Annotated in this window: 17 protein-coding genes; 6 read left to right on the forward strand and 11 right to left on the reverse strand. The window is 73.3% G+C overall.

Annotated features, from left to right (window positions below; all coding sequences use genetic code 11):
- The coding region (locus CCN33_RS00110) for an ABC transporter substrate-binding protein (protein ID WP_244173521.1) at nt 1-1,229 on the forward strand (1,229 nt) is incomplete at its 5' end.
- Nucleotides 1,230-1,249: 20 nt separating this feature from the next.
- Here CCN33_RS00110 and CCN33_RS00115 read toward each other — a convergent pair.
- Both CCN33_RS00115 and CCN33_RS00120 read right to left on the reverse strand, forming a co-directional pair.
- Entirely contained in the window at nt 1,250-2,725 is a 1,476-nt protein-coding gene (locus CCN33_RS00115; protein ID WP_086689834.1) for a hypothetical protein, read from the reverse strand.
- Nucleotides 2,726-2,852: 127 nt separating this feature from the next.
- Entirely contained in the window at nt 2,853-4,238 is a 1,386-nt protein-coding gene (locus CCN33_RS00120) for an NsdA family TPR-like regulatory protein (protein ID WP_086689836.1), read from the reverse strand.
- Between the two features lie 282 nt (nt 4,239-4,520).
- On the opposite strand from CCN33_RS00120, the gene CCN33_RS00125 reads away from it, so the two are divergent.
- From CCN33_RS00125 to CCN33_RS00135, 3 genes are all read left to right on the forward strand, one after another.
- Nucleotides 4,521-5,174 (forward strand): bifunctional DNA primase/polymerase, encoded by a 654-nt coding sequence (locus tag CCN33_RS00125; protein WP_086689838.1) that lies wholly within the window; start codon nt 4,521-4,523, stop codon nt 5,172-5,174.
- A gap of 70 nt (nt 5,175-5,244) precedes the next feature.
- Nucleotides 5,245-6,021: an ABC transporter ATP-binding protein gene (locus CCN33_RS00130; protein WP_086689840.1), complete on the forward strand. Its 777-nt coding sequence runs from the start codon at nt 5,245-5,247 to the stop codon at nt 6,019-6,021.
- A complete protein-coding gene (locus tag CCN33_RS00135; protein WP_086689842.1) occupies nt 6,018-7,616 on the forward strand; it encodes a transporter in 1,599 nt (532 codons plus the stop codon). Before CCN33_RS00130 ends, CCN33_RS00135 begins: the two co-directional genes overlap by 4 nt.
- Nucleotides 7,617-7,704: 88 nt before the next feature.
- Here CCN33_RS00135 and CCN33_RS00140 read toward each other — a convergent pair whose 3' ends face one another.
- Together CCN33_RS00140 and CCN33_RS00145 are read right to left on the reverse strand one after the other, a co-directional pair.
- A complete protein-coding gene (locus CCN33_RS00140; protein WP_086689844.1) occupies nt 7,705-8,565 on the reverse strand; it encodes an alpha/beta fold hydrolase in 861 nt (286 codons plus the stop codon).
- A 315-nt stretch (nt 8,566-8,880) separates the two neighbouring features.
- Nucleotides 8,881-9,573 carry an iron-dependent transcriptional repressor DtxR gene (locus CCN33_RS00145; protein WP_086689846.1) on the reverse strand — a complete coding sequence of 231 codons (693 nt, stop codon included), beginning with the start codon at nt 9,571-9,573 and terminating at the stop codon, nt 8,881-8,883.
- A gap of 214 nt (nt 9,574-9,787) precedes the next feature.
- Here CCN33_RS00145 and CCN33_RS00150 point away from each other — a divergent pair, with 214 nt between their 5' ends.
- Entirely contained in the window at nt 9,788-10,543 is a 756-nt protein-coding gene (locus CCN33_RS00150; RefSeq protein WP_086689861.1) for an SIS domain-containing protein, read from the forward strand.
- A gap of 28 nt (nt 10,544-10,571) precedes the next feature.
- Here CCN33_RS00150 and CCN33_RS00155 read toward each other — a convergent pair whose 3' ends face one another.
- Nucleotides 10,572-11,936, reverse strand: a complete 1,365-nt coding sequence (locus tag CCN33_RS00155) for a PAS domain-containing protein (RefSeq protein WP_086689848.1) — start codon at nt 11,934-11,936, stop codon at nt 10,572-10,574.
- 420 nt (nt 11,937-12,356) lie between these two features.
- The gene (gene pdxH / locus CCN33_RS00160) at nt 12,357-13,067 is read right to left on the reverse strand and encodes a pyridoxamine 5'-phosphate oxidase (protein WP_208621617.1); all 711 of its coding nucleotides are present in this window, start codon (nt 13,065-13,067) and stop codon (nt 12,357-12,359) included.
- A 151-nt stretch (nt 13,068-13,218) separates the two neighbouring features.
- Between pdxH and CCN33_RS00165 the strand changes: the two genes are divergently transcribed.
- Nucleotides 13,219-14,319 (forward strand): citrate synthase 2, encoded by a 1,101-nt coding sequence (locus tag CCN33_RS00165; protein WP_030804770.1) that lies wholly within the window; start codon nt 13,219-13,221, stop codon nt 14,317-14,319.
- A 76-nt stretch (nt 14,320-14,395) separates the two neighbouring features.
- On the opposite strand, the gene CCN33_RS00170 is transcribed toward CCN33_RS00165, so the two are convergent.
- From CCN33_RS00170 to CCN33_RS00190, 5 genes are all read right to left on the reverse strand, one after another.
- A complete protein-coding gene (locus tag CCN33_RS00170; protein ID WP_086689849.1) occupies nt 14,396-15,424 on the reverse strand; it encodes an isopenicillin N synthase family dioxygenase in 1,029 nt (342 codons plus the stop codon).
- Between the two features lie 243 nt (nt 15,425-15,667).
- The gene (locus CCN33_RS00175; RefSeq protein WP_086689851.1) at nt 15,668-16,273 is read right to left on the reverse strand and encodes a TetR/AcrR family transcriptional regulator; all 606 of its coding nucleotides are present in this window, start codon (nt 16,271-16,273) and stop codon (nt 15,668-15,670) included.
- Complete coding sequence (locus CCN33_RS00180; RefSeq protein ID WP_086689853.1) at nt 16,261-16,995, reverse strand: enoyl-CoA hydratase family protein; 735 nt, start codon at nt 16,993-16,995, stop codon at nt 16,261-16,263. The genes CCN33_RS00175 and CCN33_RS00180 overlap by 13 nt, the downstream gene beginning before the upstream one ends.
- Nucleotides 16,992-18,554, reverse strand: a complete 1,563-nt coding sequence (locus tag CCN33_RS00185; RefSeq protein ID WP_086689855.1) for a 4-coumarate--CoA ligase family protein — start codon at nt 18,552-18,554, stop codon at nt 16,992-16,994. Before CCN33_RS00185 ends, CCN33_RS00180 begins: the two co-directional genes overlap by 4 nt.
- A 23-nt stretch (nt 18,555-18,577) precedes the next feature.
- Nucleotides 18,578-19,462 (reverse strand): acyl-CoA dehydrogenase family protein (locus CCN33_RS00190; RefSeq protein ID WP_086689857.1); only part of this gene is annotated, 885 nt, incomplete at its 5' end.

Consider the following 19,462-nt stretch of genomic DNA (forward strand, 5'->3'; position numbering starts at 1 on the left):
CCGTGCTGACCGCCGGCTGCGGAACCGTGCCCGGCACGGACGGCGGCGCCGGGGACGGCACGGTCAGGGTGATGACCTGGGCGCCGGAGAACACCGCCGCCACCAACAAGCCCGGCATGCCCGCGATGGCCCGCGCGTACGCGAAGTGGCTCAACAAGCACGGCGGGGTCGGCGGCCGCACGCTCACCGTGCTGACCTGCAACGAGCACAACGACAGCGTGGGCGCCGCCAAGTGCGCCCGGCGCGCGGCGGCCGAGGGCGTGGTCGCGGTCGTCGGCTCCTACAGCCAGTTCGGGGACTCCTTCCTCGCTCCCCTGGAGAGCGCGGGCATCCCCTACATCGGCGGCTACGGCATCACCAGCGACGAGTTCACCGGCCCGTACTCCTACCCGGTCAACGGCGGTCAGCCCGCGCTGCTGGCCGGGCTCGGGCAGGCGCTCGCGGCGGGCTGCGGCCCGGTCGCGCTGGTACGGCCGGACAGCATCGCCGGGGACCAGCTGCCCGCGCTGCTCGACTCGGGCCTGAAGACGGGCGGCCACCCGGCCGCCACCGACCAGCTCGCCGCCGAGGACGCCACCGAGTACGGCGACCAGGCCGAGCGGGCTCTGCGCGGCGCCACCGCCGACCCGGCGCGCAAGGGATGCGTGGTGCCCGCGCTCGGGGACCGCACCGACACCTTCATGGACTCCTTCCGCCGCGCCCGCACCGGCCACGCCCCGGTGCGCACGGCGACCGTGCTGGGCAGCGTCGACCAGACGGAGATCAACGCGACCGGCGGCGCCTCGGGGCCGTACGAGGGGGCGTACATCACGGGCTGGTACCCGGTGGCGTCCGACCCGCGCTGGAACCCGATGAAGCAGGTGATCAGCGAGGAGGCGTTCGGGGACAACAGCATCGACCCGGCCGACGCCGGGGTGCAGACCACCTGGATCGCCTACACCGTGCTGCGGGCCGTGCTGGAGCGGATCGGCGACGGCGACGTGACCCCGGACACGGTGCGCCACACCCTGGACGGCGGGCTGCGGGTGTCCACCGGCGGGCTGACCCCGACCCTGCACTGGCCGGACGAGACCCGGCTCGCGGCGGTCGGCTTCCCGCGCCTGGTCAACGCCGACGTCACCCTCCAGGTGGTCCGGGAGGGCAGGCTGACCGCCGTCCGGCGGGGCAGCACGGGGGCCGCCGCGGGCGGCGACATGACGCGGACGCTGGAGAGCGCGGACGTGGGCTGACCCTCGACCGCGCCCGGACCTCAGAGCTGGGTCGGCTGGCGGGTGGTGAGCCCGTACTTGGTGGCGATGGCGTTCCAGAGCTGGGCCGCCTTCGCCTTCTGGGCGCTGGCGGTACCGCTCTGGGCGTTGCCGGCCTGGGTGTGGTTGGTCGAGCGGGCGTGGCCCTTGCCGCAGACCTTCTTGCTCTTGGCCTGCCGGGCCCAGAGCGCGTAGTGGTTGTCGGCGGCGGCCGACGCCTGCCAGGCGGCGGTCAGCGCCGCGTTCAGCTCGGCGTTGTTCGGCAGCTTGTCCACGGACAGCTTGCCGAGCCGGGTGACCAGGTCGGCGCGCTGCTGGGCGGCGCCGCGCAGGTCGGCGGCGGCCTGGTCCAGGTTCTGGCACTGCCTGATGCGCTCGACCGCCTGGATCACGGTGGAGCGGCTGCTGCCGCTGTCGGCGAGCAGCTTGTCCAGCTCGGCCGCCTGCGGCTGGGCCGGGTCGGCGGCCGACGCGGACGGCGAGGGCTTCTCGCTGGCCGGGGTGGAGGAGGCGACCGGCCGGTTGTCGTCGCCGTCGTCACCGCCGCCGCTGAGCAGGGCGCCCGCGCCGATGCCGAGGACGACGATGCCGACACCGACGGCCGCGATCAGCGGCACCCGCGAACCGGTACGGCCGCCGCCGCGCCGTCCGCCGTCGTCGCCGTGGTCCATCGGCGGCCGGTAGGCGGGCTGGGCCGAGACCATGGGCGCCGGCGGACGCGGGTCCGGGGCCGGGACGCGCGGCATCTGCTGGGTCGAGCCCTGGGCGGTGTCGGCGCCGTACTGGTTGCCGCGGAAGAGGTTGTCGAACTCGGCGGGTGGCTGCCGGTCGGCGTCGTCGGCACCGGCCTGGTAGGGCGGGATGTACTGGGTGGCCGCCTCGTCCGGCCGCTGCTGCGGGTAGCCCTGACGGCCGTCGTTCCCGGTGGCCTCGGGCGGCAGCGCGCCCGACGCCACCGGGGGTATGTACTGCGTGGCGGCCTGGTCGGCGCCGCCGGAGGGGACCGGCGGGAGGTACTGCGTCGCTCCCTCGGGACCCTGGCCCGGGCCGGGGCCCACCGGCGGCATGAACTGGGTGGCCGCCTCGTCCATCGGCGGCAGCGGCGCGGACTGCTGCGAATAGCCGTCGTGGCCGTACCCCTGGTGCTGCTGGGGGTAGGGCTGCGCGCCGCCGTAGCCCTGCGCGTCGTACGTGGGGCCCTCGGGCGGCATCGGGCCCGGACCGGACGGCTGCTGCGGGGTCTGCCACTCCTGCGCGGCGGCCGGGGGCCAGCCCTGGCTCTGCTGGTGCTGCTGGTGCTGGGGCTGCTGCTGGTCCTGGCCGGGGCCCCAGGAGCCGCCCCAGGGCTGGCCGCCCGGGGGTACCGCGGGTGTCCCCGTCATGCCCGGCAGCAGGGGCTCCCCTCCGTCGGAGGGCAGCACGATGCCTTCGTGCGCGGGTCGCGCCGAGGGCTCATCGCCCTGTCCACTCTGCGTCACCGGGACTCCTACGATTGAAGGACGTTCGGAATCGTCGGCTCACGCTACCGGGTCCGCGGAGCCCGGTGCCACGCAGCTCAGCGCCCGAGTGCCCTTTGCCACAAGGGCACTCGGGCGCACCGACTGCTCAGGCGGCCTGCCGGACGTCGAGTCGCGCCCCGAACTCCCTTACCACCGCCTCGTCCCGGAAGGGCTGCAAGCGCTGCTGGAGGTCCTCCAGGTACTCGGTGCCGCGCTCGGAGCGGAGCGTCTCCAGCAGTTCCACGGCCTTCATGCCGGTGCCGCAGGCCTGCTCGACCTCGCGCTGCTGCACCTGGGCCGTGGCCAGGAGCACATAGCCGATGGCCCGGCGCCGGGCCCGCGAGGCGGGGTGCCGCTCCAGCGCCTGCCGGGCGTATCTCGCGGCGGCCTCGGCCTGCCCGAGGTCACGGTGGCAGTGCGCCAACTCGTCGGCGAGGTAGGCCTCGTCGAAGTGGGCGATCCACACCGGGTCGTCGCCGTGGGAGGCGTCCGCCCGCTCCAGCGCCGAGATGGCCCGCCCGGCGGACGCCTGCGCGGCGCGCACGTCGCCCAGTACGGCGTGCCCGCGCGCCTCGGCCGCGTGGAACATCGACTCCGCGCGCGGGGTGACCCGGCCCCGGGCACCCTCCTGCGCGGCGCGCGCCAACTGGGCGATCTCGCGCGGGTTTCCGAGCTCGGCGGCGAGGTGGCTCATGGAGGCGGCCAGTACATAGCCGCCGTACCCCCGGTCCCCGGCCGCCTGCGCCAGGCGCAGCGACTGGATGTAGTACCGCTGGGCCAGGCCCGGCTGGCCGGTGTCGACCGCCATGTACCCGGCCAGCTCGGTCAACCGGGCCACGGCGGCGAAGAGTTCCCGCCCGACCGCCTCCCGGTAGGAGCCCGCGAGCAGGCCGGAGACCACGCTGTTGAGGTAGTGCACGACGACCGGGCGCACATGCCCGCTGCCGTACTGGTGGTCGAGGTCGACCAGCGCCTGGGTCATCGAGCGCACGGCCGCCACGTCGGCCTGGCCCACGCGCGGGCCCGCCTGCCGGGCCACCTGGGCGTCCGGCGCCGAGATCAGCCAGTCCCGGCTGGGCTCGACCAGCGCGGAGGCGGCGACCGAGGAGCCGGACAGGAAGTCGCGCCGCCCCACGTCGCTGCGCCACAGCTCGCAGACCTGCTCGATGGCCCCGAGGACCGTCGGCGAGAACTGCAGGCCCACGCCGGAGGCGAGGTTCTTGCCGTTGGCCATGCCGATCTCGTCGATCGTGACCGTACGGCCGAGCTTGCGGCCGAGCGCCTCCGCGATGATCGCCGGGGCGCGTCCGCGCGGCTGCTGGCCGCGAAGCCAGCGGGCCACGGAGGTCTTGTCGTAGCGCAGGTCGAGTCCGTGCTCGGCGCCGCACATGTTGACCCGCCGGGCCAGCCCCGCGTTCGAGCACCCCGCTTCCTGGATGAGTGCCTGCAGCCGTTCGTTCGGCTGCCTCGCCACTAGCGGCCTCGCGGCCATGCGCTACCCCCTGCGAACCCCTGGAGCGTGAAGATCACTGGTCGTTCCGGTCTGCAGATCACTTCCCAGTCGACATAACGTCAATGCGCGACATGTGCGGTTTGCCGGGGTAAAGCCGTCTCCCCCGCGCGCCCCGTGCCCTCCCTGGCTACCCGCGCCGCCCGTTCGCCTCTCCCGCGCGCCCCCGGCCGTGCTCCCGTGCGCCCCGACGACCGGGCCGGTGTGCCGCCCCGGCGCACGGCCGGGCCGTAACTCCGGGTGGACGCGGCAGTTGAGTGGGACGTGGACGAGACGACCGCGGGCCCCGAGGCGGCCCGGATTCCGCGCCCGCGCGGGGGATCGCTGGTGGAGACCGCCGTTGCGTACGCCGAGGAGCGGCACTGGGACGTGCTGGCGGGCAGTTGGCTGGTGGACGCGGGCGGCGTGCGGTACTGCTCCTGCGGCGACACCGTCTGTCCCGCGCCCGGCGCGCACCCCACGCGCCCCGACTGGGCGACACGTGCGACCGGCAGCCCGGCGGTGGTCCGGGAGATGTGGCGGGAGCAGCCCTCGGCGTCGATCCTGCTGCCGACCGGCCGCACCTTCGACGCGCTGTCCGTTCCGGAGAGCGCCGGGTTCCTGGCGCTTGCCCGGATGCGGCGCATGGATCTGAACCTCGGCCCGGTGACCCTCACCCCGGACCGGCGCATGCAGTTCCTCGTGCTGCCGGGCGGCGCGGCGAAGGCGCCGGAGCTGGTGCGGCAGGTCGGCTGGGCGGCGGCCGCGCGTGATCTGGTCGCGCTGGGCGACGGGCGGTACCTGGCGGCGCCGCCGACCCGGATCGGGTCGCGGGGCGCCGTGCAGTGGGCGTGCCGTCCGACGCCGGCCAACCGGTGGCTGCCGGACGCGGAGGAGCTGATCCCGCCGCTGGCGTACGCCTGCAACCAGGACTGCTGAGCGGTACCCGGACCTCGCGGTTCCGCCGCGCGGGTGCCCCGGTGACGGCCGTCACCGTAGGGTTTCCGTCATGACGGAGGCAGCGGTACGGGTACGGGGACTCTGGAAGCAGTTCGGGCAGCATGTCGCGGTGGGCGGCATCGATCTCGACCTGCCGGCCGGGAAGTTCATCGGGCTGGTCGGCCCGAACGGAGCGGGCAAGACCACCACTCTGTCGATGGTCACCGGCCTGCTCCGGCCCGATCGGGGGTCCGTCGAGATCGTCGGGCACGACGTGTGGCAGGACCCGGTGGCGGTGAAGTCCCGGGTCGGGGTGCTGCCGGAGGGGCTGCGGCTGTTCGAGCGGCTGTCCGGGCGTGAACTGCTGGCCTACAGCGGCCGGTTGCGGGGGCTGCCGGGTGCCGAGGTGGACAAGCGGGCCACCCAGTTGCTGGACGTACTGGACCTCGCCGGGTCGCAGCACAAGCTCGTCGTCGACTACTCGACCGGCATGCGCAAGAAGATCGGACTCGCCGCGGCCCTGCTGCACAACCCCGAAGTGCTGTTCCTGGACGAGCCGTTCGAAGGCGTCGACCCGGTCTCCGCGCAGACCATCCGGGGGGTGCTGGAGCGGTACACCGCGTCCGGCGCGACCGTGGTGTTCTCCTCGCACGTGATGGAGCTGGTGGAGTCGCTGTGCGACTGGGTCGCGGTGCTGGCCGCCGGGCGCATCCGGGCGACCGGGACGCTGGCGGAGGTGCGCGGGGAGCACCCGACCCTCCAGGCCGCGTTCCTGGAGCTGGTGGGCGCGAGCGGGCGGGACGCCGGGTCCGATCTGGACTGGCTCGGCGGCGGGGCGGTCCGATGACGACCGCGACGCCCGCCTCCGCGACCTCGGTACTGGTCCGGCTGAAGCTGTCCCTGCTGCGCAACGGGCTGCGCCAGTCCACGGGCCGGCGCGCCGCGTTCGTCGCCTCGGCGGTGCTCACCCTGGTCTTCGCGCTGCTGCAACTGCTGGGCTTTGTCGCCCTGCGCTTCCAGTCCCACCCGGAGTCCGTCGCCGTGCCCGGTGTGGCGGTGCTGGCGCTGGGGTGGGCGGTGATGCCGCTGTTCTTCCCCGGCGGCGACGAGACCCTCGACCCGACCCGCCTGGTCATGCTCCCCCTGCGGCCACGGACGCTGGTACGGGGGCTGCTCGTGGCCTCGCTGGTGGGGATCGGCCCGGTGTTCACCCTGCTGGTGCTGGCGGGCTGCGGGCTGGCGCTGGCGCACGGAGCGGGCTGGGCCTTCGCGGTCGTGGGGGTCGCCCTGGCGCTGCTGACCTGCGTGGCGCTGGCGCGGGCGGTCGCCGCGGCCAACGTCCGCCTGCTGACCAGCCGCAAGGGCCGCGACCTCGCCGTACTGAGCGGGCTGGTCATCGCCATCGGCGCCCAGCTCGTCAACTTCGGCGCCCAGCGGCTCGGTTCGGGCGGGCTGGGCCAACTCCGGCCGGTCGCGGACGTGCTGGCGTGGGTACCGCCCGCGTCAGCGCTGGGCGCGGTCAGCTCGGCGAGCGAAGGATCGTACGGAGTGGCGCTGGCCCAACTCGCCTTGTGCGCACTGCTTCTGGTGCTGCTGATCGGGGCGTGGGCGCGGAGTCTGACCCGGCTGATGACGTCGCCGGACGGTTCCACGCTCCAGGCGGCCGACGACGGTGGCCGTGACCGCGCCTCGGCGGGGCTGGCCCGGCTGCTGCCGGCCGGGCGCACGGGGGCCGTGATGGAGCGGACGCTGCGCTACATCTGGCGCGACCCGAAGACCAAGGCGGCGTGGGTGACCTCGCTGGCGATCGGACTGATCGTGCCGGTGTTCAACGCCATCCAGGGCACCGGCTCGCTGTACTTCGCGTGCTTCGCCTCCGGAATGCTCGGCATCCAGATGTACAACCAGTTCGGGCAGGACACCTCCGCGTTCTGGATGGTGGCGATGACCGTCTCCTCCCCGCGCGACGCCTACGCCGAGCTGCGCGGACGGGCGCTGGCCCTGCTGCTGATCACCCTGCCGTACGCCACCCTCGTCACCGTGGTCACCACCGCGCTGCTGGGCGACTGGTCCCGCCTCCCCGAGGTGCTGGGCCTCTCCCTGGCCCTGCTCGGCGCCATGCTCGCCACCGGCGCCTGGACCTCGGCCCGCTTCCCCTACTCGATACCGCAGGAGGGCCACAAGAACGTCGCCCCCGGCCAGGCGGGCCTCGCCTGGATCTCCATCTTCGGCGGCATGGTCGCCTCGGCGCTGCTGTGCTCCCCGGTGATCGCGGCGACGATCTGGCTGAACATCAGCGACGGGGGCGCCGAGTGGTCCTGGCTGCTGCTCCCCGCGGGCGCCGCGTACGGAGCCGCCCTGGCCCTGACGGGCCTCCGCCTGGCCGCGCCGCGGACCGCGGCCCGGCTGCCGGAGATCCTGGTGGCGGTGAGCAAGGGCTAGACGGCGCCGCCGCACCGCTTCGGCGGAGGGGACTCGCCCCGGATGGGCGAGTCCCGGCGTGCCCCGCCGGCCCGCTGTGGGTGGCACCTCAGGGTGTCCCCAGGTCGGCCAGGAACCCCTCCAGCACCCCCTGCCAAGCCGTCGGCTGGTCGTAGTGGGGGACGTGGCCCGCGTCGGGGATTTCGGCGTAGTGGCCGTCCGGGAGGACGCGGACCATTTCCTGGGCCTCGGCTCGGCCGAGTTCGCCGTCGAGGCCGCGGACGACGAGGGTGGGGCAGCGGACCTGGGTGAGTTCGTCCCAGTGGGCGTCGTGGACCCAGGTCTCGCGGGTGCGGAGCATGCGGTCGGGGTCGAAGAGGGGGCGCCAGCCGTCGGCGGACTCGTGCATGACCTCGGCGTAGAAGGCACCGCGCGCGGGGTCGGGGCGTTCGAGGCGGGGATCGTCCTCGGCGAACCAGCGCCGGACGTCGGCGAGGGTGGCGAACGGCAGCGGCCAGGAGCGGAACCAGTCGGCCCACTCGGTCTGCGAGGCGGCGCCCAGCGCGGAGGCCCGCATGTCGCAGATGACCAGGCCGCGCACCAGGTCCGGACGGCGGGCGGCCAGCTGCCAGGCGGTGAGCGCGCCCATCGCGTGGCCGACGAGGACGGCGGGGGCGAGGGCGAGCTGCTCCAGCGCGGCCTCGGCGTCCTCGACGTAGGCCTCGCGAGTGCAGGCTTCCAAGGGCGGCTGCGCGCTCTGCCCGTGCCCCCGCTGGTCGAGGGCGACCGCGCGGTACCGCCCGGCCAGCCCGCGGGCGGTGGACGCCCAGTGCGCGGCACGCCCCATCAGCCCGTGGAGGAGCAGGACACCCCGCGCACCGGGCCCGGTCCCCTCCTTGGGCGGGTCCGCGAACTCCCACGCGGCCAGCCGCACCCCGCCCGCTCCTGTGACCTCGATACGTCGTGCCATAGCCCTGGCACCCCCCAGCTCCGCCTGCTTCGTACCGTTGTACTGCCGCTGTCGCTGTCGTGCGTTCCGCCTGGTGCTGCCGTCGCAGATTATCGAAAACTCATTCGACGCGGGCGTTCGCTCCGTCAACACCCCTCGTTCGAGTGACACCGGAAGAGGAATGATCGCCACCGCCGAGGGGATCTTCTCTGGCGTGGGGGGCGGACCGCTCGGGGAAAAACGGTCCGGAGGGACTGACCCTGGGAGCTCGGGGCTCCGGGTCGGTACCGGGGAGGTGAGGCCCCGGCGCCGCGGCGGCGCCGGGGCCTCCTCGCGTCAGCGCTTGGCGACGAAGACGTGGGAGGCGACGTCGGAGGCCAGCTCGGCCGCCTCACCACCGCTGCCCACCAGCACGCCACCCGCCGACTCGGTCACGCTCACCACCGAACCGGGCTGCACACCCGCCCGCCGCAGCGTGTACATGAGCTGGGCGTCGGTCTGGATCGGCTCCCCGATCCGGCGCACCACGACCGTCTTGCCGTCCGAGCCGGGGTCCAGCTCCGCGAGCGAGACCATGCCCTCGTCCAGGAACGGGTCGGCGCCGTCCTTCTCGCCCAGTTCCTCGAGACCCGGGATCGGGTTGCCGTAGGGCGACTCGGTGGGGTGGCGCAGCAGCTCCAGCACGCGGCGCTCCACCGCCTCGCTCATCACGTGCTCCCAGCGGCACGCCTCCGCGTGCACCTGCTCCCACTCCAGCCCGATCACGTCCACGAGCAGACACTCGGCGAGCCGGTGCTTGCGCATCACGCGCGTGGCCAGCCTGCGGCCCTCGTCGGTCAGCTCCAGATGACGATCGCTGGCCACGGACACCAGTCCGTCCCGCTCCATGCGGGCCACCGTCTGACTGACGGTCGGCCCGCTCTGGTCGAGCCGTTCCGCGATGCGGGCGCGCATGGGGACGACGCCTTCCTCTTCCAGTTCGAGGATGGTGCGGAGATACATCTCCGTGGTGTCGATCAGTCCGGACATACGTGCCCCTCGATTACTTTGCCGAAGAGCTCACCGCTCCCGGCGCGTGCGCTGGCCCAGAATCAATTCTGCCGGATACCACCGACAATCGTGCCGCGCCGGGGAAACAGCGGGAACCGGCCGCGCTTCGGCCGGGAAGCGCGGGCCGTATTGACACCGCGCTGGTCCGGACCGCACGGTGATCCGCGACATCGAGGCGCGAAGGGGCACCCGCATGAGCGACGGCACGCCGGCCGACCGGTTCCTGGACGCGGCGATCGGCCTGCTGCGGCGGGTGCGCGAGGAGGAGGGCGGCGCCATCGCCGCCGCCGGGACCCTGCTCGCGGACACGGTGGAGTCGGGCGGACGGCTCTTCGCCTTCGGCGCCGGACACTCCTCGCTTCCCGCGCAGGACGTCGTCTACCGCGCGGGCGGCCTCGCCCTGATGAACCTGCTCGCCGTGCCGGGCGTGGTCGGCATCGACGTCAGCCCGGCCGTCCTCGGCTCCGCCCTGGAGCGGGTGGACGGCCTCGCCTCCGCCGTGCTGGACAGCTCACCGCTGCGCGACGGCGACGCCCTGGTGATCATCTCCCTGTCCGGCCGCAACGCCCTGCCGGTGGAGATGGCCCAGCACGCGCGCGCCCTGGGCATCAAGGTCATCGGCGTCACCTCGGTCGCCTACGCCACCGGGACCGCCTCCCGGCACTCCTCGGGCACCTTCCTGAAGGACCACTGCGACGTCGTACTGGACTCCAAGATCGCGGTCGGGGACGCCGAGCTGACGCTCGACACCGTCCCGGCGCCCTTCGCGCCCGCCTCCACCGTGGTCACCTCGGCCCTCATGCAGTCCATGGTGGCGACGGCGGCGGCCACTCTGGCCGACCGGGGCGTGGAGCCCCCGCTGCTGCGCTCGGGGAACGTGGACGGCGGGCACGACTGGAACGCCCGCATCATGGAGAAGTACGGCGACCGGATCTACTACCACCACTAGAACGCCGTCCCTCTGCCGCGTCGGCGGTTCAGACCTGCCCGGTGCTCCGTACCGTGTCCGCCAGGTCCAGCGCCGCCGCGATGCGCGCGGCCACCTCTTCCGCGTACGTCGTGTCCGTGCGGTCGAAGCCGTCGCGGGACGTGCCGCGCAGAAAGGTCAGCACGCCCAGGGTCCGCCCCCGGCTGCGCAGCGGGGTGCACAGCGCGTGGGCGGTGTCGGCGGGCCAGTGCCTGGTGCGGGCCCACTCCGGCGAGCGCTCGGCCGGTACCCCGTTCACGTCGGCGCGCACCGTGCCGCCCCGTTCGGTGCACCGGGGTGCCGGGTGGTCCGGGGCGTAGCGCACGGGCAGCCCGGTGTGGGCGTCGGCGCCCGGTGTCCCGGCGGGCGTGGCGGCGAGCCGCTCCAGCCGTACGGTCTCCCCGCGCGAGTCGGTCAGCCGGTCCAGCAGGGCGTGGTCGGCGAAGCCGGCGAGGGCGAACTCCAAGTGGACGACAGCCGCCTCGGCGGGGTCCTCGCACTCGGCGGCGGCGCGGGCCGCGCGGTGCAACTGGTTGACGCGGAACCGCAGCAGGGACGCCTCGCGCTCCCCCAGCCGGGCCTCGGTGACGTCCTGGAAGAGCCAGCCGACCCCGAGCGGCACCGGTTCCTGCCCCAGCGGCGAGGCCAGCCGGACGAACCCGCTGCGCCAGCAGCGCCGCCGCTCCCCCTCGGCCGTGCGCACGGTCACCCACAGCTCGATCGGACCCGGCGGGGCGCCCTCGGCCAGCACATGGGTGAGCGCGTTCTCCAGCTCCTCCACCCCCTGGGCGAGGAGTTCGCCGAGCGGCCGCCCGAGCGCGGTGGAACGCCCGACGCCCAGGGCGCGGGCGGCGTGCGCGTTGACGACGGCCGGGCGCAGGTCGGCGTCGATGAGGACGACTCCCCAGGACGCGTCCTCGAACAGGGCCTCGCTCAGCGCGATGGACCGCTCCAGGTCGATCTGGGTGTGCACCTCGCTGAACGCGCAGTACAGCCCCGCCGGGCGGCCGTCCGGGCCGCGTACGGCCGCCGACTGGGTGCGCACCAGGACCCGGCGGCCGTCCTTGGTGACGAGGGCGAACTCGTGGACCTGGCGGCCTGGGGCGCGCATCGCGGACCGCAGCCGCTCGCGCACCTCCGCGTCGTCGGCGCTGCGCACCGCCCAGCCGGCGAAACCGGGCCGGCCGACCGCCTCGGCGGCGCTCCAGCCGAGGATGCGCTCGGCCTCGCGGTTCCAGTGGGTGACGGTGCCGTCCGCGTCGAAGGCGCACAGGGCGGCGTCCATGCCGTCCAGCAGGGCGTTGAGCAGGTCGGCGCCGCCCGGTTCCTCCGGTCCCAGCTCGTCGGTGGTCCCACTGCGCCGGGAAGCACTCACCCTGGTCCCCCTTGCACGATCCGTCCGGCTGACGGCGTCGATGGTCATTCAACTCGACCGTGACCCAGCCCACACGCCGTTCCGCCAGATTGTGGCGGTGAAAACAACTTGAACCTCGGGTGCCCGCTTTTTTAGGCTGACGGCACACGGAAGGGAGGTGGTTCGGCAGATGTATGGAAACCGGACGCGTGAGGTGGCTGCGGGCTAGCGGCCCGTCACCACACCGAGTGCGGTGCCGGACCAGTACGTGATCCAAGCGTGCGGCCGGCCCAATCCCAAGCAGTCACCCGACCCGCGAGTTCGCCGGCACGTCCGGCCGGCTCCCCCGCCGCACGGCGGAGGAACCAGAACTCGCGGGTCGTTCCGTGTTCACGGGCCTTTGCGGTTCACGGGCCCGTGCGTTCACGGGCCTTTGCGCTCCTAAGGGCTCAGCCGTTCGGTCGTCCAGGAGCCGTCCGGCAGGGCGGTGTAGCGAAGCCGGTCGTGCAACCGGTTCTCCCGGCCCTGCCAGAACTCCACCGTCTCCGGCGCGACCCGGAACCCGCCCCAGTTCTCCGGCACCGGCACCTCCTCGCCCTCCGGGTACCGGGCGGCGAGGCCGGCGTAGGCGTCGTCGAGTACCTCGCGGGAGCCGATCACCGTGGACTGGGCGCTGGCCCAGGCGCCGAGCTGCGAGCCGTGCGGGCGGCTGCGGAAGTAGGCGGCGGTCTCCTCGCGGCCGGTGCGCCGGGCCACCCCGCAGACGATCACCTGGCGGGCGATGGGGTGCCACGGGAAGAGCAGCGAGATGTACGGGTCACCGGCGAGGTCGCGGGCCTTGCGGGAGCCGTAGTTGGTGTAGAAGACGAAGCCGTCGCCGTCGTAGCCCTTCATCAGCACCGTACGGGAGCTGGGGCGGCCGGTGGGGTCGACGGTGGAGACGACCATGGCGTTGGGCTCGTAGAGCGTGCCGAGGACGGTGGCGCGGGCGGCGTCCTTGAACCAGTGGGCGAACTGGTCCATCGGGTGCGCGGCGAGTTCCTCCATGTCGAGGCCGTGCGCCCGGTACTGCTCGCGCATGAACGCGGGGTCCACGGCCGGGTCGGGCTTCGGGGTGAGATCGCGGTCGGTCACGCGGTCATCCTGCCGCATCGCACGAACGTGGCACTGAGTGCCGCGGGGTCTCCCCAAACGTGGCACTCAGGGCTATCGTGCTGTTCCCGCCCCTCGTTCCGGGTGACCCCCGCGCGTATGGGGCAGTACCGGTGATGACCGCCACCGACCCACACCGAGGAGCCGCCTTATGTCCGCGTTCGTACCCGGACTAGAGGGAGTCGTCGCTTTCGAGACCGAGATCGCCGAGCCGGACAAGGAGGGCGGGTCGCTCCGCTACCGGGGCGTCGACATCGAGGACCTCGTGGGGCACGTCTCCTTCGGGAACGTGTGGGGGCTGCTGGTGGACGGCGCCTTCGCGCCGGGCCTGCCCGCGGCCGAGCCGTTCCCGATCCCCGTGCACTCCGGCGACATCCGGGTGGACGTGCAGTCCGCGCTCGCCATGCTGGCGCCGGTGTGGGGCCTCAAGCCGCTGCTGGACATCGACGCCGAGCAGGCCCGCGACGACCTCGCCCGCGCCGCCGTCATGGCGCTCTCCTACGTCGCCCAGTCCGCGCGCGGCCAGGGGCTGCCGATGGTGCCGCAGCGGGAGATCGACAAGGCCCGCACGGTCGTCGAGCGCTTCATGATCCGCTGGCGCGGCGAGCCCGACCCGAAGCATGTCGCGGCCGTCGACGCCTACTGGACCTCTGCCGCGGAGCACGGCATGAACGCGTCCACCTTCACCGCGCGGGTCATCGCCTCCACCGGGGCGGATGTCGCCGCCGCGCTGTCCGGGGCGGTGGGTGCGATGTCGGGGCCGCTGCACGGGGGTGCCCCCTCGCGCGTGCTGGGCATGATCGAGGAGATCGAGCGCACCGGTGACGCCGTCGGGTACGTGAAGAAGGCGCTGGACCGGGGCGAGCGGCTCATGGGGTTCGGGCACCGGGTGTACCGGGCCGAGGACCCTCGGGCGCGGGTGCTGCGGCGGACGGCGCGCGAGCTGGGTGCTCCGCGGTTCGAGATCGCCGAGGCGCTGGAGAAGGCGGCGCTGGAGGAATTGCACAATCGGCGGCCGGATCGCGTACTGGCCACCAACGTGGAATTCTGGGCGGCCATCATGCTCGACTTCGCCGAAGTTCCGTCGCACATGTTCACTTCGATGTTCACGTGTGCGCGTACTGCCGGGTGGTCGGCGCATATTCTTGAGCAGAAGCGAACCGGGCGACTCGTGCGGCCTTCTGCGGAGTATGTGGGGCCTGGAACTCGGAAGCCTTCCGATATTTCCGGGTTCGAGAATATCGCCCACTGAGTGGGGTGGTGGGGCGCGGAGGACGGGTGACCCGCCGTCCTGGCTGGTCGCCCAGTTCCCCGCGCCCCTCGGGTACTTATGCGGGCGTCAGCAGATTGGCGTGGTGTCTTTCCGCCACCAACGGGTGGGCTCGGAGCTTGCCCTTCAGCTCGTTGTAGCCGTACTCCGCGAAGAGCGGGTTCGACGGGTCCGCGGATATCCCCAGTGCCTTTTCCGCGTGCGGGAAAGGCACTGGGGTTATTCTCGCGTCCAGGCTCGGGTTGTAGAAGAAGGGGACCGAGTAGCGTTCCGTGGCTGCGGGCGGGCTCACCACGCGGTGGTTGGTGGCCACCAGGTAGCCGTTGGTGGCCACTTCCAGGAGTTCGCCGAGGTTGACGACGAACGCGCCGTCCAGGGGCGGGACCTCGTGGAAGTCGCCGTCGGCGCGCTGGACCTGGAGGCCGCCGACCGTGTCCTGGAGGAGCAGGGTGAGGAAGCCGTAGTCCTTGTGGGCGCCGACGCCCTGGTCGGTGCCGTCCCCCGCGCTGCCGGGGTAGCGGACCAGCTTGAGGTGCGGGTGCGCGTGGGCGCCGAAGACCGGGTCGTAGAAGCCGGCCGGGGCGCCGATGGCGGTGAGCAGTTCGCGCAGCAGACGCTGGGCGACCGCGCTGAGCTTCTCGATCCAGGCGAGCGCGGCCGTGCGCAGTTCGGGCAGGGCGGCGGGCCACTGGTTGGGACCCTGGAGCCACCAGTACGGCGGCTCGCCGGGGCCCGGTACGCGGGCCGGGCGCTCGGCGCCGATGTCGAGCTGGTCGCGCCAGTCGCGGGCGCCGCCGGTGCGCTCGTCTCCGGTACGGGTGTAGCCCCTGAAGTGCGGGGAGTTGACGTTGTCCAGGGCGAGCCGGTCGGCCTCGGGCAGAGCGAAGAAGGCCCTCATGGCCGAGGTCAGGGCGTCGGTCTCGGCCTGCGTCACGCCGTGCCCGGTCAGCTGGAAGAAGCCCACGTCGTGGGCGGCGCTGTGCAGTCGGGCGTGGAAGAGGGCCCGCTCCTCGGGACCGCGGTCGGCGGCCGAGAGGTCGATGATCGGGAGCTGGGCGTACGACGGGTCCGTCGTATGAGTCGTCATGGTGCGTCCGCGAGGTGTACGGGGCACGGGCAGCCGCGAGGGGTGTGGCGGCCCCCTGGTGCCGGACGAAGAGAGAAGAAGACGAGAGAAGGGGGCTGGATCAGGCGGAGCGCCGACAGCCCATGCTCGTGACGCGCACGTAGTCCACGTGACGGCGTCGGACGAGCATCGGAAGCATGGGGCAAGAGTACTGCGGGCCTTCGATTTCCCGTGTGACGCGGGTCACGCCTTAGGGTTCGGGGCTCAGTCGAGGGCGCCGTCCAGCAGTGCCGCCCACTGGGCCACGACCCGCTCCCGGCGGGCGGTGTCGTCGGTGAGCAGGGTGGCGAGGCCGAGGCCGCGCGCCATGTCGAGCAGCCCCTGCACGCTCTCGCGCACACCGGGCCGGGACTCGTCGGCGCCGAGGAGTTCCACGGCGATCCGGTGGCTCTCCCGGCCGACGCGGGCCTCCAGCTCGGTCACCCGGCCGCGCAACTGCTCCTCGTTCGCGGCGGCCACCCAGAGCTGGAGCGCGGCCCGGAAGAGCGGGCCGGTGTAGAGGCCGACCAGGGCGGAGACGACGGCCCCGCGGTCGCCGGGGCCGTCCGGGAACAGGTCGCGCAGGGCGGTGGAGCGCCGTTCCGCGACGTACTCGACGGCGGCCGTGAAGAGGTCCTCGCGGGTGGGGAAGTGGTGCTGGGCCGCGCCCCGCGAGACACCCGCGCGCTCGGCGACGACCGAGACCGTGGAGCCCGCCCAGCCGTGTTCGGCGAGGCAGGCCACGGCGGCCTCCAGCAGCCGCAGCCGGGTGGCCCGGCTGCGGTCCTGCTTGGGTACGCGGTCGCGTTCCGCCGTACTCACACCACCCATGCCGCATCCCGTCTTTCCAGGAAGGCCGTCATCCCCTCCCGCGCCTCGGGGGCGGAGAACAGCCGGGCCGAGAGCGCGGTGAACCGGTCCGCGTCCCGGTCGAACGTCTCCAGCACCCTAGCCGTGAGCAGCTCCTTCGTCGCGGCCAGGGCCTCGGGCGAGGAGCGGCGCAGGCCGTCCAGGACCGGGGCGAGGGCCTGGTCCACGTCGTCGCCGGTGAGCGTGAGCAGACCGAGCCGTACCGCCTCGGCGGGCCCGAAGCGCTCGCCGGTGAGGTAGTAGCGGGCCAGTTCGCGCGGGTCGGCGCGCGGCAGCAGCGGCAGGGAGATCACGGCCGGGGCGACCCCGATGCGGACCTCGGTGAAGGCGAAGGTGGCCCCGGCGGAGGAGGCCGCGATGTCACAGGCGCCGGCCAGCCCGAGCCCGCCCGCGCGGACATGTCCGGTGATCCGGGCGATCACCGGCTTGGGCAGCTCCACCAGCCGGCGCAGCAGCCCCACCAGGGCGTCCGGGCGGGGCGGTTCGCGCAGGTCGGCCCCGGCGCAGAAGGTGTTGCCGGTGTGGGTGAGCACGACGGCCCGGACACCGGGGTCCTTTCCGCAGTCGGCAAGAGCCTCGGCGAGCTCCGCCACCAGCGGCGCGGAGAGGGCGTTGCGGGTGTCCGGGGAGTCCAGGCTGAGCGTCTCCACGGCCCGGTCGCGGGTGCGTCCGACGAGGGTCATGGGCGCAGCTCCCGGCGCAGGATCTTGCCGGAGGCGGCACGGGGCACCCCGTCGGTGAAGGTGACCCCGCGCACCCGCTTGTACGGCGCGACGCGCTCGCCCACGTACAGCATCACGTCGTTGGCGCTGAGGTCAGGCGCGGCGGGCTGGCGGACGACGAAGGCGTGCGGGGCCTCGTTGCCGTCGTCGTTGACGACGCCGATCACGGCCGCGTCCGCGATGCCGGGGTGGGTGAGCAGCAGGGCCTCCAGTTCGGCCGGGGCCACCTGGAACCCCTTGTACTTGATGAGTTCCTTCACCCGGTCCACCACGAACAGCCAGCCCTCGTCGTCCACTCGGCCGACGTCGCCGGTGTGCAGCCAGCCGTCGGCGTCGATCATCGCGGCGGTGGCGTCCGGGCGGCCCAGGTAGCCCTTCATGATCTGCGGGCCCCGGATCAGGATCTCGCCGCGCTCGCCGGGTCCGAGGTCCCTGCCGGGGTCGTCCAGGGAGACGATCCGCATCTCGGTGCCGGCGATGAGTCTGCCGACCGTGCCGGGCGGCGCGTCGCGCAGCTGGGCGAGCGGGACGACATGGGTGCCGGGCGACAGCTCCGTCATGCCGTACGCCTGGCCCAGCGGCGGCAGCCCGAGCCGGTCGGCGCAGGCCTTGGCGAGGGCGGCGTCCAGCGGGGCGGCGGCGCTGAGGACGTACCGCAGCGAGGAGAGGTCGTACCGGGCGACCGAGGGGTGCTTGGCGAGGGCGAGCACGATGGGCGGGGCGACGTACAGGCCGGTGATGCGGTGGGTCTCGATCGCCGCGAGGAAGGCGTCCAGCTCGAAGCGGGGCAGCACGACCACGGTGGCGCCCTTGCGCAGGGGCGCGTTCATCAGGGCGGTCAGGCCGTAGATGTGGAAGAACGGCAGCACCGCGAGGATGCGTTCATCGGGCTCCACCGTGACGGCGGGCTCCAGTTGAGCGAGGTTGGTGGCGATCTGCCGATGGGTGAGCATCACACCCTTGGGCGTGCCGGTGGTCCCGGAGGAGTACGGCAGTACGGCGATGTCCTCGGCCGGGTCGACCGCTGCGTCCGGCTCGGGAGCGGTGGTGGCGAGCAGCTCGGTCAGCGAGCGGTGGCCGGGCGCCTGGTCGCAGACGAAGATCTCCCTTATCCCGCCCGCGAGTTCGGCGGCCCTCCGGGCGGTCGGCAGCAGCGGGGAGACGGTGATCAGCCAGCGGGCCGAACTGTCCGCGAGCTGCTTGGCCAGCTCCTGAGGGGTGTGCAGCGGATGCGCGGTGGTGACGGTGGCGCCCGCGCGGGTGGCCGCGTAGAAGGCGAGCGGGAACGCGATGGTGTTGGGGCTGTGCAGGGCGAGTACGTCACCCTTGCGCACCCCCGCCTCCGCCAGCGCGGCGGCCAGTCTCCGGTGCAGGGCGTCCAGTTGGGCGTAGGTGACGGTGGCACCGTCCACGCCGTCGATCAGCGCGGGCCGGTCGCCGTGGGCGGCGGCTCCGGCCAGGACGGCGTCGTGGATGGGCTCTTCGACCGGTGGGACCTCGGCGTACGGGCTGTGGAACACGGTTCCTCCGAACGTCGGTCGCTCTAGTACGACTTGGGCAGGCCGAGGGTCTGGTGCGAGATGTAGTTGAGGATCATCTCCCGGCTCACCGGGGCGATCCGGGCCACCCGTGCGCCGACGATCAGCGAGGCGAGCCCGAACTCGCGGGTCAGACCGTTGCCGCCGAGGGTGTGCACGGCCTGGTCGACGGCCTGTACGCACGCCTCTCCCGCCGCGTACTTGGCCATGTTGGCCGCCTCGCCCGCGCCGATGTCGTCCCCGGCGTCGTAGAGGAGGGCCGCCTTCTGCATCATCAACCTGGCCAGTTCCAGGTCGATGTGGGCCTGGGCGAGGGGGTGCGCGATCGCCTGGTGGGCGCCGATCGGGGTCTTCCAGACGGTGCGCTCACGGGCGTACTCCAGCGCCTTGGCGAGGGCGTACCGGCCCATGCCGATGGCGAACGCGGCCGTCATGATCCGCTCCGGGTTCAGCCCGGCGAAGAGCTGGAGCAGCCCGGCGTCTTCTCCCCCACTGCCGAAAGCGTGGGAGGGGCCCCCACCAACAAGGGCGTCGGCGGGCAGCCGTACGTCGTCCAGGACCAGTTCCCACTGCTTCTCGGCGGCGCTCAGCTCCATGTCGATCGGGCTGCGGGAGAAGCCTTCGGCGTCGCGCGGGACGATGAAGAGGCACGGCTTGAGCTTGCCGGTGCGGGCGTCCTCGGTGCGGCCGACGATCAGGACGGCGTCGGCGTGGTCCACCCCGGAGATGAAGACCTTCCGGCCGGTGAGCAGCCAGTCGTCGCCGTCCCGGCGGGCGGTGGTGGTGATGCGGTGGGAGTTGGAGCCGGCGTCGGGCTCGGTGATGCCGAAGGCCATCAGCTTCGTGCCGTCGGCGAGTCCGGGGAGCCAGGCGCGCTTCTGGTCCTCGGT

The sequence above is a fragment of the Streptomyces recifensis genome (assembly GCF_002154615.1).
GTDB classification, from domain to species: Bacteria; Actinomycetota; Actinomycetes; order Streptomycetales; family Streptomycetaceae; genus Streptomyces; species Streptomyces griseoluteus.

Bases quoted from the DNA above. Each gene is read 5' to 3' on its own strand.
- CCN33_RS00150 (WP_086689861.1), top strand. From the start codon at position 9,788: ATGAGCGACGGCACGCCGGCCGACCGGTTCCTGGACGCGGCGATCGGC.
- CCN33_RS00135 (WP_086689842.1), top strand. From the start codon at position 6,018: ATGACGACCGCGACGCCCGCCTCCGCGACCTCGGTACTGGTCCGGCTG.
- CCN33_RS00165 (WP_030804770.1), top strand. From the start codon at position 13,219: ATGTCCGCGTTCGTACCCGGACTAGAGGGAGTCGTCGCTTTCGAGACC.
- CCN33_RS00175 (WP_086689851.1), bottom strand. From the start codon at position 16,273: ATGGGTGGTGTGAGTACGGCGGAACGCGACCGCGTACCCAAGCAGGAC.
- CCN33_RS00140 (WP_086689844.1), bottom strand. From the start codon at position 8,565: ATGGCACGACGTATCGAGGTCACAGGAGCGGGCGGGGTGCGGCTGGCC.
- pdxH (WP_208621617.1), bottom strand. From the start codon at position 13,067: ATGCGGCAGGATGACCGCGTGACCGACCGCGATCTCACCCCGAAGCCC.
- CCN33_RS00180 (WP_086689853.1), bottom strand. From the start codon at position 16,995: ATGACCCTCGTCGGACGCACCCGCGACCGGGCCGTGGAGACGCTCAGC.
- CCN33_RS00145 (WP_086689846.1), bottom strand. From the start codon at position 9,573: ATGTCCGGACTGATCGACACCACGGAGATGTATCTCCGCACCATCCTC.
- CCN33_RS00170 (WP_086689849.1), bottom strand. From the start codon at position 15,424: ATGACGACTCATACGACGGACCCGTCGTACGCCCAGCTCCCGATCATC.
- CCN33_RS00130 (WP_086689840.1), top strand. From the start codon at position 5,245: ATGACGGAGGCAGCGGTACGGGTACGGGGACTCTGGAAGCAGTTCGGG.
- CCN33_RS00120 (WP_086689836.1), bottom strand. From the start codon at position 4,238: ATGGCCGCGAGGCCGCTAGTGGCGAGGCAGCCGAACGAACGGCTGCAG.